Source organism: Stenotrophomonas sp. EMP41, assembly GCF_047495535.1.
Taxonomy (GTDB): domain Bacteria; phylum Pseudomonadota; class Gammaproteobacteria; order Xanthomonadales; family Xanthomonadaceae; genus Stenotrophomonas; species Stenotrophomonas sepilia.
The window spans coordinates 3320072-3331766 of record NZ_CP179923.1 but is presented as its reverse complement, the minus strand read 5'-3'; the positions used below and the strand labels follow the sequence as shown (position 1 = coordinate 3331766).

General features: G+C 65.4%; 9 protein-coding genes. 4 read left to right on the top strand and 5 right to left on the bottom strand.

Annotated elements, in window-relative coordinates; genetic code table 11:
- Window positions 1-125: 125 nt before the first annotated feature.
- Both ACMGRF_RS15300 and ACMGRF_RS15295 read left to right on the top strand, forming a co-directional pair.
- Entirely contained in the window at window positions 126-560 is a 435-nt protein-coding gene (locus tag ACMGRF_RS15300) for an SseB family protein (protein WP_005419309.1), read from the top strand.
- Between the two features lie 102 nt (window positions 561-662).
- The gene (locus tag ACMGRF_RS15295) at window positions 663-860 is read left to right on the top strand and encodes a hypothetical protein (RefSeq protein ID WP_139727662.1); all 198 of its coding nucleotides are present in this window, start codon (window positions 663-665) and stop codon (window positions 858-860) included.
- Window positions 861-903: 43 nt separating this feature from the next.
- Here the strand turns inward: ACMGRF_RS15295 and ACMGRF_RS15290 are convergent, their stop codons facing one another.
- On the bottom strand, window positions 904-2124 hold the full coding sequence (locus ACMGRF_RS15290; RefSeq protein ID WP_414485369.1) for a multifunctional CCA addition/repair protein: 1221 nt from the start codon (window positions 2122-2124) through the stop codon (window positions 904-906).
- A gap of 203 nt (window positions 2125-2327) precedes the next feature.
- Window positions 2328-4313, bottom strand: coding sequence for a transglycosylase SLT domain-containing protein (locus ACMGRF_RS15285; protein ID WP_049414638.1), 1986 nt, complete (start codon window positions 4311-4313; stop codon window positions 2328-2330).
- Between the two features lie 151 nt (window positions 4314-4464).
- Here ACMGRF_RS15285 and ACMGRF_RS15280 point away from each other — a divergent pair, with 151 nt between their 5' ends.
- Complete coding sequence (locus ACMGRF_RS15280) at window positions 4465-4872, top strand: ExbD/TolR family protein (protein ID WP_049414639.1); 408 nt, start codon at window positions 4465-4467, stop codon at window positions 4870-4872.
- A gap of 344 nt (window positions 4873-5216) precedes the next feature.
- On the opposite strand, the gene ACMGRF_RS15275 is transcribed toward ACMGRF_RS15280, so the two are convergent.
- Both ACMGRF_RS15275 and ACMGRF_RS15270 read right to left on the bottom strand, forming a co-directional pair.
- Window positions 5217-5816, bottom strand: coding sequence for a hypothetical protein (locus ACMGRF_RS15275; protein WP_152904743.1), 600 nt, complete (start codon window positions 5814-5816; stop codon window positions 5217-5219).
- Between the two features lie 304 nt (window positions 5817-6120).
- Window positions 6121-6405 (bottom strand): hypothetical protein, encoded by a 285-nt coding sequence (locus ACMGRF_RS15270; protein ID WP_414485368.1) that lies wholly within the window; start codon window positions 6403-6405, stop codon window positions 6121-6123.
- 152 nt (window positions 6406-6557) lie between these two features.
- On the opposite strand from ACMGRF_RS15270, the gene ACMGRF_RS15265 reads away from it, so the two are divergent.
- Complete coding sequence (locus tag ACMGRF_RS15265; protein ID WP_414485923.1) at window positions 6558-9368, top strand: TonB-dependent receptor; 2811 nt, start codon at window positions 6558-6560, stop codon at window positions 9366-9368.
- A gap of 132 nt (window positions 9369-9500) precedes the next feature.
- Here ACMGRF_RS15265 and fhuE read toward each other — a convergent pair whose 3' ends face one another.
- The gene (fhuE, locus tag ACMGRF_RS15260; RefSeq protein ID WP_049414642.1) at window positions 9501-11660 is read right to left on the bottom strand and encodes a ferric-rhodotorulic acid/ferric-coprogen receptor FhuE; all 2160 of its coding nucleotides are present in this window, start codon (window positions 11658-11660) and stop codon (window positions 9501-9503) included.
- Window positions 11661-11695: the final 35 nt, after the last annotated feature.

Sequence of the window (11695 nt, the reverse complement as noted above, 5' to 3'; positions counted from 1 at the left end):
CCGGAGAGCGCTGGGCGCTTTGGTACATCGGCCACTGACGCCCCGCGAGTCCCTGCCGATGCGCTGCGGTGCTTCACCCCCGGCCTGCTAAAGTTGCAGCCTGCAACCACGTACCGGAACCGACCATGGACCACGACACCCCGTTCGAACCCCTCAACGACCTCGAGGTGCGCCTGCTGCAGGCCCAGGACGGCACGCTGACCGCAGCGCAGTTCCTCGATGGCCTGCTGACTTCGACGGCGTTCGTGCTGCTGGACAAGGCCATTGGTGAGGATGGCGCCTGGGACGAAAGCATCTCGCCGCTGGTGCTGACCAGCGAGAGCGGCGAGCCGATGTTCGCGGTGTTCACCGCGCCGGAGCGTGCCGGCCTGTGGCACGAGCAGCTGCCGCAGTTTGCGCATGCCATGCCGATCGCGGTGCACGCGCTGCTGGCCGGTATCGGCGACGGCGTCGGCCTGGTCCTGAACCCGGGCCTGGACGTGGGCATGGAGATGATTCCCGATGCCGTGGCCCAGCTGAAGCAGCGTGCGGCGGCGATTACCCGCGGCATGGCGCACTGAATCCAGCGATTGCGTGGTTGCCGGCCAACGGCCGGCACTACCCGTGGTGCAGGACGGCTGCGATGGCTTGCAAGCGCGTCCTATTCAATGGGGAGGAGCATCGTGGGCAAGCGTTCTAACCGATCGCTGTGGGTCTATGAGATCGGCCTTCTTGTGGGTTTGACTCTGGCAGCTGCGTTCATCACCCGGTTCAATCCGGTGGAGACGCTCCGGCTGGGTGGATGGCTGTTCCTCTTGATGCAACCCATCATGTTGGGTGCTCATGCTGTCGACCACTTCTCGCGCAAGCGTCGTCGATAGACGGGTGATAGGTGCCGGCCAGCAGCCGGCATCACCAGGTGCTTCAGCGGGCGGCGGCGATGGCTTTCACCCGCGCCTTGGCCAGCGCTTCACCGATGGCCGGGCCCTTCAGATGGGTGGTATCCAAGTCCCGCGCCTGCACTGACAGCGCCGCCTGGTGCAGGCGCTTGAGCGTTTCGCCCTGCGGGTAGTCGGCGTCCTCGAAGCCGAGCCGGCCGCGCTTGTCGGCCTCGCAGCACAGTGCGATGCGGGCCACGCGTTCCGGCCGGCGCAGCGCATCACAGCGGCCCAGCAGTTCCAGCACGGTGGCATCGCGCAGTTCGTCGATGCGGTGCACGTTCAAGTGCTCGCGACACACCGCTTCGGCCAGCTGCTGGTGTTCGGCGGGAATCTTCAATCGTGCGCACAAGGCCTTCAGCGGCTTGATGCCGCGTTGCTCGTGCATGATGTGGCGCGGCCATTCCTCCGGCGGGGTCAGGCCCTTGCCCAGGTCATGGGTAAGCGCGGCAAAGCCGACCAGGTCATCGCCCGGCGCCAGCCTGGCAGCCATGTCGCTGACCATTTCCTGGTGGATGCCGGTATCGACTTCGGGGTGGAATTCGGCACGCTGCGGCACGCCGTACAGCGCTTCCAGCTCGGGCAGGATCGGGCCCAGGGCATGCGCATCGTGCAGCGTGCGCAGGAAGGCGGAGGGCCGCTCACTGACCAGCGCCTTGCGCAGCTCCTGCCAGACGCGTTCGGGCACCAGCGCGTCCAGCTCGCCACTGGCGGCGACCTCGCGCATCAGTGCCATGGTCTCGTCGGCGACGGTGAAGCCCAGTGGCGCGAAGCGCGCCATGAAGCGTGCCGCGCGCAGCACGCGCAGCGGATCTTCCACGAACGCAGGGCCGACATGGCGCAGCACGCGTTGCTCGATATCACGCACACCGCCATAGGGATCCACCAGCTTGCCGGTATCTTCGTCACAGGCAATCGCGTTGATGGTGAAGTCGCGGCGCTGCAGGTCCTCCTCCAGCGTCACCGCCGGATCGGCATCGACCACGAAGCCGCGGTAACCACGGCCGGATTTGCGCTCGGTGCGCGCCAGTGCGTATTCCTCGCCGGTCTCCGGGTGCAGGAACACCGGGAAATCGCGGCCCACGGCGGTGTAGCCCTGCGCTTCCATCTGCGCGGGCGTGGCACCGACCACCACCCAGTCATGGTCGCCGGCAGGTCGCTGCAGCAGGCGGTCACGCACGGCGCCGCCGACAAGATAGATCTTCATGGCTGGAATCATCGCATGCCCGGCGCAGATGCACCGGTAGTGCCGGCCGCTGGCCGGCAAGCGCAGTCCCGAAGCTGCCGGCCAGCGGCCGGCACTACCGACACAGCGGCCAGCCTGATCCAGACCAGCAGGCTCATCGTTTCCCTCCCCAGGGCGTGGACACCGGGGAATGCCGGCCAGCAGCCGGCAGTACTGTGTTGCGGTCAATCGCCGCCCTGCTCGGCGTCGGCCGCGCAGCTGAAGCGCTTGCGCTTGTCCACCAGGCGGCCCATCAGGCGGTCGCTCAGCGGCAGCGCATCGCCATTGAGGCGCCAGTCGTAGATCACGCTGAAGGCCAGCACGCGGGCGACGTACTCGCGGGTTTCCTTGTAGCTGATGGTCTCGATCCACAGATCCGGATCGAAGCCCGGGCGTTGGCTCTGCCAGCGTGCTGTCGGCGTCGGCCCCGCGTTGTAGGCGGCGATGGTCACGTACGGCAGGCCGTCGTACTTGTTCATCAGCTGGCGCAGGTAGGCGGTGCCGATCGCGATGTTGGTGTCCGGGTCGTACAGGCTGTCGGCGCCGCCGTAGCCGGTCAGGCCGATCGACTTGGCCACGCTGGCACCAGTGGCCGGCAGCACCTGCATCAGGCCCATGGCGTTGGCAGGCGAGCGCGCACGCGGAGTGAAGGTACTCTCGGCGCGGATCTCCGCCGCCACCCAGGCCGGGTCGATCGCGTTGCGCGCCGATTCGCGGCGGATGGTGGCGTCGTGATGCAACGGGAAACGCAGGTCGTACAGGCGCTGTTCCTGCGGCTGCTTGCCGAGCGCGAACACGGCGCGGTCGAACCAGCCATTGTCCTGCGCCACGCGCACGGCGAGGCGGCGCTGGGTGTCATCGAAGCGCGACAGCGCGCTGTTCCATTCGGCCACGGCCCAACCGGCGCGGTCGATCTGGTACAGCGCCATCGCGCGCTGGATGGCCGGGTCGCGCGCGACCGCTGCCTGTGCCTGCGCGCTGTCGTTCGGCTTCCACGGGCACAGGGTGTAGCCCTGCTGCAGCTTGTCGGCGGCGAGGAAACCGTGGAAGGTCGGCGCGCGCGCGGCTTCGCGGAACAGCGGCTGCGCCTGCTGGGCCTGGCCGGTCTTCTCCAGCATGCGGCCTTCGAAGTAGCGCCAGCGTGGGTCGCTGCGCTGCTTGCTGCCCATCTTGCGGATCGCGGCCAGCGCTGCCGGCCAGTCGCCGCGCGACATCGCTTCGCGCACGCGCCATTCGTGCAGGCGCTCGTCGTAGGCCGATTCGGGTACCGCGTTGAGGCGGCGTGCCGAATCGGGCAGGTAGGAGGCCACTGTCCACAGCGCGATCTGGTACAGCACCTGGCCCTGCTGGTCGGCACTCAGGCCGAGCGCCTGGGCGTACTGCGGCAGCTGCTGCTCGGTGGCGCCGGGATCGGCCTTGGCCAGCTTGGCCAGGCCATCGGTGGCGATGCGCCGGCTGCGCTCGTTGCGCGGCCAGTTCAACGCGCTGGCGTTGGGCTTGTCGACAAAGGCGGCGTAAGTGTTCGCCAGCGCCAGGTCGGTGGGGGGCAGGCCGCGGGCCGCGCTGCGCATCACGGCGGGCTGCTGCGCGTCGGCGGCGGCATCGATGCGTTCCCAGCGCAGGGCGTCGCTCAGGCCACCCTGTGCCTGCAGCACGGCAAAAACGGCATCACAGCCGTCCGGCAGCGACTTGCCGTTCTTGCGCCACAGGTCCTGCGCTTCACTGATCCACTGCGGATCGACCTTGCCGGTCACCTGGCGCGCGGTCAGCTGCGCACAGCGCAGGCCGGTGTTGTCAGTGGGCGCCCAGTTGGCCAGCAGGGTCGGCCAGTCCTGGCGGCGGGCGAGCGAGGGCAGCCACACGCTGCGGAAGGTGCTGGCCACGGCCTGGCCGTCGTAGCGCTTGAGGAAGGCCTGGGCCTGCGCGGTGTCGACGGCGTCGATGTTGCGGCGCAGGTTGGCGTACTCCAGCCAGCCATAGGCCGGGTGACGGCTGAGCGCCGCGGCCTGGCCAGGATCGAACTGGCCGCGTTCGGCGGCTGCGATCGCGGCTTTCAGTTGCGCGTTCTGGGCGTCGAGGGACTGGGCATTGGCGCAACCGATCAGCAGCGTGGTGGCCAAGGGCAGCAGGGACAGGGCGGTCGAAGTGCGTCGGGTCATGGCGGGCAGCATAGCGGGCAATGGCTGAATTCAGTTTCGCATTGCGTGCACGCCCGGCGTCGGCAACGACAGCTGAATGAATCCGCGCAGGCCCCTGCCGCACGGGGTCGCAGGCGGCGTAACGTCGGCCCTGGGCGAACGGCCCGGCTGCAGGGAGCGGCACATGGCGTTCAGTAGCGCAGGAAGAAGCGGCCCGCTGGCGGACATCAATGTCACGCCACTGGTGGATGTGATGCTGGTGCTGTTGATCATCTTCATCGTGACCGCGCCGATCGTGGCCCGGCCGATTGCCATTCAGTTGCCACAGGCCACCGATCGCGTGGTCGATCGCCCCGAACCGCCCCCGCCGATCGAGCTGCGCCTGGATGCCTCGAACCAGCTGAGCTGGGATGGCCAGCCGATGGCCATCGGCGATCTGCAGGGGCGCCTGCAGGCGCAGGCCGGCGAGCATGCCGGCAACCTGCCGGAGCTGCGCATCGCCACCGATCCGGCGGCCGAGTACGAAGGCATGGCGCGGATATTGGCTGCGGCCGAAGCCACTGGCATGGAGCGCATTGCCTTCGTGCGGTAGGGCTATCTAAACCGCCGCTCATGGGGAGATTGCGACATGAGCGGCGGATGTGGGTGTCAGTATTGCTGGCAGTAGACTGTGCGACCATCCCAACTGCACGAGATGCGGCTGCTGCTTCCGCGCTGGACGGGGACTCCATACATCTGTGCGGATCTGACCCAGTTGTCCAGGTCACGATGCTGGCCGAAATAGTATTGTCCGGCGTACGAAGGGGCGGAGATCGGGTCGGCGATGGATTCGTCAGGAACCTTGTTGCCTGTGCTGTCGCGACTTTCGCCCTTCTGATACTTGGCTTCGGCCACGTTGTCGGGTGTTACTCGATAAAGCGTCTTTGACCCGTCACGCTATGTGATCATTATTGTTATGGATCCGCCACCTTTGAGACCTGCCCAGTTCAGGGCCGCTTGTTGAATCGAGAGCGCAATGCTGTTCCAGGTTGGGCTTGCCGTATTGGCTCCTGCCAGTTCTGTGGCTAGGTACTGGCCAAGTCTGGTTCTCAGTGTGGCTGAGGCGACGATGTCGAAGGTATTGGAGGACTTGTAAGACTCGGGAAACCTCACTCCATTGGTGTTTCCGGGATTGTCTGGATGCAGCACGACTACTGATCCGCCTCCTGCCATCGCGTGGGCCTCTTCAGGTGACGCTCGAAAGGCTGACGTCGCATCCAGAATTCGTAGGAAGGCCATTTGAATCTGTGCGGGAACCGGTGTCGAAAGTGCGCGCCACTTTCTGATCTCGCGATCATATTCAACTTCGAAGGCGCTCAGGCGGGCTTTTTCGAAGTCCATTACAACCGCCAACCCGGAGCCTGACATCAGGGCTGCATCCTTGGGAGATGCACAGTTGTTGCATTCAATCAGGCCCCCCGCTCTCGATTCGCTTGCCGGGGACAGAAGCAATGCCGTGACAATCGCGACATGGATCATGACGGTGATTGTTTTCACAATTGAGCCTCATGAGAATGACTGGGGTTCTCAGTCTCACCTTGGTGGGCCCCCGAAAATCCGTTTGACGGGCAGTTTTCAAACTATTCCTAAGTGTTGTCTGAATTTGCTTCGTAGGTTCAAGCTAGTCGATGCATGTAGCTCTGTCATCGAGATGGCAGGAGCCGAAAGAGCAGCCATTGAGTGCCTCACGTTCGCACGGTGATCCCGGCGATCTGCAGTCCATCATTGCAAGAGCTCCTCCCTACGGGTTACTCACCATCTTGGTATGAGTTCCAGCTAGAAAGCGATCCGAACGACACCGTCAACCGACGGCAACGGCGATCATCATGCTGCCGATGCCGATGCCGATGCCGATGCCGATGCCGATGCCGATGCCGATGCCGATGGCGATGGCGATGGCGAAGGCGAATTGTCGTTGGACGGATCGGCAAGAGCACTTGCCCAATTGCGGGAAAGCCGGGAAACCACTGTCGCACCCGGCATCAACGACGTTCGCAGCGAACAGTATCGTCCGGTCATAACCTGCAGCTATCTGACGCAATCGGCCTGCAATTGCGTCAATTCCGCGTGAAAGAGTGTCGAGCATCACGCCGTGGTTTTTACTGTTTGTTTACAAAGGAGACGCTGCCGCCATGCAGGGGGGAGCGCGGCAGTCCTTGTCCCGACATTCCTTTGGAGAGAGAGCGAATGAATCACCTGCACCACCGCCCGTTGGCGGTTGCCGTCGCGCTGTGCGTGATGGCCTTGGCACCCCTGGGTGCCGCTGCACAATCCACCACCAACCTCGACGCGGTGGAAGTCACCGGTACCCGCATCAAGCGCGCTGAAGTCGAGGGCCAGGTCCCGATCCAGACCCTGACCCGTGGCGACATCGAACGCACCGGCCTGACCTCGATCGGCGAAGTGCTGCAGCAGCTCACCGGTTCCGGCTCTGCGCTCAACGCCAAGTTCAACTCGTCCGGCAACTTCGGTTTCCCGCCCGATGGCAGTGGCGTGGGTGCCGGCTCGGCGCAGGTCGATCTGCGCCACCTGGGTGCCAAGCGCGTGCTGGTGCTGGTCGACGGCATCCGCTGGGTCAATGAATCGTCGGCGTCCGGTGTGGGCTCGGCCACCGACCTCAACACCATTCCGCTGGCGATCGTCGAGCGCATCGAGGTGCTGGAGGACGGTGCTTCGTCGCTGTACGGCTCCGATGCCATCGCCGGCGTGGTCAACATCATCACCCGCCGCGATTTCGATGGTGGGCAGGTGACGCTGAACTACGGCGAGTACAGCAAGGGCGACGGCACCCAGAAGGGCGTGGACCTGGCCTGGGGCAAGAGTGGCGATCGCTTCAGCCTGTTCCTGGGCGCCAGCTGGACCAAGCAGGACCCGGTATTCGCCAAGGATCGCGAGCAGTCACGCTTCCCGATTCCCGGTACCGGCCTGGCGTTCGGCAGCGGTGGTATTCCGCAGGGCCGTTTCATGTTCACCGACCCGAACACCGGTGCGGTGCAGAACATCGTGCCCAATACCGGCGTGAGCAATCCGCGGTACGACGGCAGTGCCGGCTGCAGCCGCACGGATGACTATCACTGCTTTACCACCGCCGACCGCTTCAACTTCGCCGAATACAACATGGTGCTGACGCCGTCGGAGCGCAAAGGCCTGTTCGGCCAGTTCCGCTTTGACATCACCGACAACGTGCAGTGGTACATCAAGGCGCTGGGCAACCGCCGCGAGTCGACCAACCAGGCCGGCCCCGAGCCGCTGTTCTTCGGCCCCGATGGCGCCACCGGCAATCCGTTGGCCGACAATATCGTGGTCTCGCGCCTGAACCCGTACAACCCGTTCGGCTTCGATCTCGTCTCCGGCGACAACATGAGCCTGATCGGTCGTCGCCCGGTGGAGGGCGGTGCGCGCGTGTTCAAGCAGAAAGTGGACACCACCTACTTCGCCACCGGCCTGGTCGGTGACTTCCATGCCGCCGACCGCAGCTGGTACTGGGACGTCAACGGCATGTACAGCAAGAACAAGGCCGAGCAGACCAACTACGGCAGCTATGACATCTACAAGGTGAACATGGCGCTGGGCGATCCCGCGGTGTGCGCGGCCACGCCTGGCTGCGTGCCGTTGAACATCTTCGGTGGCGCCGGTTCGATCACCCCGGACATGCTGAAGTGGATCCAGCCGGTGGTGCGCGACCGCAGCCAGAACGAACTGAGCCTGTTCACCGCCAACCTGTCCAGCGAGCTGTTCTCGCTGCCGGCCGGTCCGGTGTCCTTCGCCACCGGCTTCGAGTACCGCAAGTACAAGGGCGCCTACCAGCCCGATCCGCTGACGGTGATCGGCCACTACAACGGCGTGCCGTCGCAGCCGACCTCCGGTTCCTACGACGTCAACGAGGCCTACCTGGAGTTGAGCGTTCCGATCTTCGCCGACTCCTCGTTCGGCAAGAAGCTGGACCTGAGCCTGGCCGGCCGCTATTCGGACTACTCCACTTTCGGTGGCGAGTTCACGCCCAAGTACGGCCTGCGCTGGCAGGTGACCGATGACTTCGTGCTGCGTACCACCTACGCCGAGGGTTTCCGCGCACCGTCCATCGGCGAACTGTATGGCTCGGCCGCACGCGCGGACCTGCAGCTGTTCGATCCGTGCTCGGTGGGCCTGGGCGGTACGCCGCCGCGCGGCAGTGCCGCCAATTGTGCCGCGCTGGGCGTGCCGGCCGGCTTCCAGCAGGCCAACTCGCAGATCTCGGTGACCACCGGCGGCAATCGTGATCTGGAACCGGAGCGCTCGCGCAGCTTCAGCACCGGCTTCGTGTGGAGCCCGTGGTTCGGAAACAACGCCTCGTGGTCGGAGCGCTTCGACGTGGAAGTGACCTTCTACCGCCACGCCATCGATGGTGCGATCCAGGCCATCAACGCGCAGACCCAGCTGGACCTGTGCGTGGACACGCTCGACCCGGTGTACTGCGATGGCATCACCCGCGCCAGCACGGGTGCGGTCAGCAGCTTCAACAACCGCCTGACCAATCTGGGCTCGATCAAGACCGACGGCTGGGACGTGGACCTGTTCTGGACCTTGCCGCAGACCTCGGTCGGCCAGTTCAAGCTGGCCTGGAAGAACACGTTCGTCGGTCGTTACGAAGCCACCGGTGCGGCCGGGCAGAAGCAGCCGCAGAAGCCGGGCGTGGAAGTGGCCGACAGCTCCATTCCGGAGTGGACCAGCAACGCCAGCATCGCCTGGACGATGGACCGCTGGAGTGCGAACTGGACGGTGCGGCACATCTCCGAGCTGACCGAGAACTGCGGCGATGCCGTGGCCTTCCCGGTGTGCAGCAACCCGGCCGCCGGCACCAACACGCTCTCGGCCACCACCTTCCACGACATGCAGGTGGGCTACAAGATCGACTGGATGAAGGGGCTGCAGCTGACCGCGGGCCTGAACAATGTGTTCGACAAGGATCCGCCGATCTGCCTGTCGTGCTCGTTGAACGGGTATGACGCCTCGACCTACGACATCCCGCGTGGCCGTTACTGGTACCTGCGCGCGGACCTGCGGTTCTGATGTGAGGGTGGCAGCGCCGGCCAGTTCCGGCGCTGCCTTGCGGATGTAGCGCCGAGCCCGCGCTCGGCTGATTCTCTGAGCCGAGCATGGGCTCAGCTCTACCGTTACGGGTTGGACGTACCCCGCGTCTGATCAGAACGCCCAGGTGAACGTCAGCGAGCCATTGCGGCCATCGCCGTAGGCACCGTAGCCGTTGATCTGCGACAGGTACTTCTTGTCCAGCAGGTTGTTGAGGTTGGCCTGCACGCTGAACTCCGGCGAGATGCGGTAGCGCAGGAAGGCACTGACGAGCGCGTAGCCGCTCTGTTCGATGCGGCCGTAGGCCGGCACCGGGTAGTAGATGCGGTTCTGCCAGTTGGCGCCGCCGCCGACGGTCAGCGCCTGCAGCGACTGCGGGGTGTAGCTGGTGAACAGTTTCAGCGCGGTCTGCGGCAGGTTGGTGTTGATGTCGGCGCCGTTGATGTCCTTGGCCACATAGCGCGACGCACCGAAGGTCGCATTCCAGCCCGGGGCCAGTTCGCCGTTCACTTCGAACTCGAAGCCACGGCTGACGGTGCCACGCGCGGCGCGGTAGGCGAACTCGTTCTGGCTGCCCTGCACCGGCTCACCGGTGGCCTGGCCGACGTTGTCCTGCTCGATGCGGAACACCGCCAGCGAGGCGTTCAGGCGGTTGTCGAACCACGCGCCCTTGACGCCCACTTCGTAGCTCTTGCCGTCGACCGGATCGAGGTAGCTGCCGTTGCGGTCCTTCAGCGTCTGCGGCTGGAAGATCTCGGTGTAGCTGGCGTAGGTCGAGTAGGTGTCGTTGATGTCGAACACCAGGCCGGCATACGGCGTGGTGACCTTGTGCGCGCGGTCGGCGCCTTCGCCTTCGCTCTTCCAGTCGGTATAGCGTGCGCCGATGATCAGCTTAAGCGGGTCGGCCAGTGACAGGCGCGCGGCCGCGTAACCAGCCTTCTGCGTGATGGTGCCCTCGCTGGCCAGGGCCAGCGGGTTCCAGTTCGGCTCACCGATCTTGCCCGTCCAGTTCAGATAGCTGGCGAACGGATCCCAGGTCTGGCCCGGGCCACCGACCTGGTAGTCGCCGTAGTTGGCGTACTCGCGCTTGTTGTAGCTGAGGCCGGCCATCAGCTGGTGCTCGCGGCCGAACAGCTGGAACGGGCCGTCAATGTAGCCATCAACGCCGGTGACCTTGCGCTCAGTGTTGTAGAAGCCCGCGGATGGCGAGATGCCCGCGCCGGTGGTCCGGTCGAAGTTCGATTCGCCCGTTGTCCAGTCGTTGTATGCCGGGTAGAACAGCTTGTCGTCGGCCTTGGTCTCGTCGTGGGTGGCGCCGACCTTGAACTTCCAGCCGTTGCTGAAGGCGTGTTGCAGGGTGGCGAAGGCCCGCTTGCTGGTGGTGTCCCAATAGGTCCACTCCGGGCTGGCGTTGAACGATTCGTCGTAGCCGGTGCGCGAGCCATCCGAATACAGCATCGGGAAACCGCCCCAGGTCGCGCCATTGGCGCGCTTCTGCTGGTAGTCGTAGCCCACGCTCAGCTGCGTGTCCGGTGTCAGGTCGGCATCGATGACGGCGTAGCCCAGCGTCTTGCGCTGGTTGTAGCGGTCCATCTGGCCGTCGGTGTCCAGGTAGCTGCCGATCACGCGGCCGCGCACGGTGCCGCTGGCGTTGAGTGCGCTGCCCACGTCCACCGTGGTGCGGGTGCGGCCCCAGCTGCCCACGTTCACCGACACGCTGCCGGCCAGCTCGGCGCTGTCGGCGTGCTTGCGGATCAGGTTGACCGATGCGGACGGATTGCCGGCACCACTGAGCAGGCCGGTGGCACCACGCACCACTTCCACGCGGTCGTACAGCGCCAGGTCCAGGCCGGAATCACCATAGCTCCAGTTCTGCACCATCTGCGTGGGCAGGCCATCGAACTGGTAGGCATCGATGTAGAAGCCACGCGCGTAGAACTCGGTGCGCTCGCTGTCGGACTGGGTGCTGGTCACGCCGGTGGTGTTGGCCAGCACGTCGATGATGTCGTCCAGGTTCTGATCTTCGATGCGCTGGTGGCTGATGATGCTGACCGACTGCGGGATCTCGCGCGGTGCCAGGTCGAAGCGGGTGCCGGCCGAGGTACGGCGCACCGAATAGCCTTCGGCGCGTTCGCCCTTGACCACCACTTTGTCGAGCGTGGTGGGGTCGGCGGCGGTGTCGGCGAAGGCGGCCGGGGCCACGACGCAGAGTGCAACGAGCACGGCAACGGACAGCCGCTGCGGCTGCGGGATACGGAAGGCGGAACGGTTCATGGGGGTCCTGGACGAGCACGCGCGCTCGGCCGGCA

Bases quoted from the DNA above. Each gene is read 5' to 3' on its own strand.
- ACMGRF_RS15300 (WP_005419309.1), top strand. From the start codon at position 126: ATGGACCACGACACCCCGTTCGAACCCCTCAACGACCTCGAGGTGCGC.
- ACMGRF_RS15290 (WP_414485369.1), bottom strand. From the start codon at position 2,124: ATGAAGATCTATCTTGTCGGCGGCGCCGTGCGTGACCGCCTGCTGCAG.
- ACMGRF_RS15285 (WP_049414638.1), bottom strand. From the start codon at position 4,313: ATGCTGCCCGCCATGACCCGACGCACTTCGACCGCCCTGTCCCTGCTG.
- ACMGRF_RS15280 (WP_049414639.1), top strand. From the start codon at position 4,465: ATGGCGTTCAGTAGCGCAGGAAGAAGCGGCCCGCTGGCGGACATCAAT.
- ACMGRF_RS15270 (WP_414485368.1), bottom strand. From the start codon at position 6,405: ATGCTCGACACTCTTTCACGCGGAATTGACGCAATTGCAGGCCGATTG.
- ACMGRF_RS15265 (WP_414485923.1), top strand. From the start codon at position 6,558: ATGGCCTTGGCACCCCTGGGTGCCGCTGCACAATCCACCACCAACCTC.
- fhuE (WP_049414642.1), bottom strand. From the start codon at position 11,660: ATGAACCGTTCCGCCTTCCGTATCCCGCAGCCGCAGCGGCTGTCCGTT.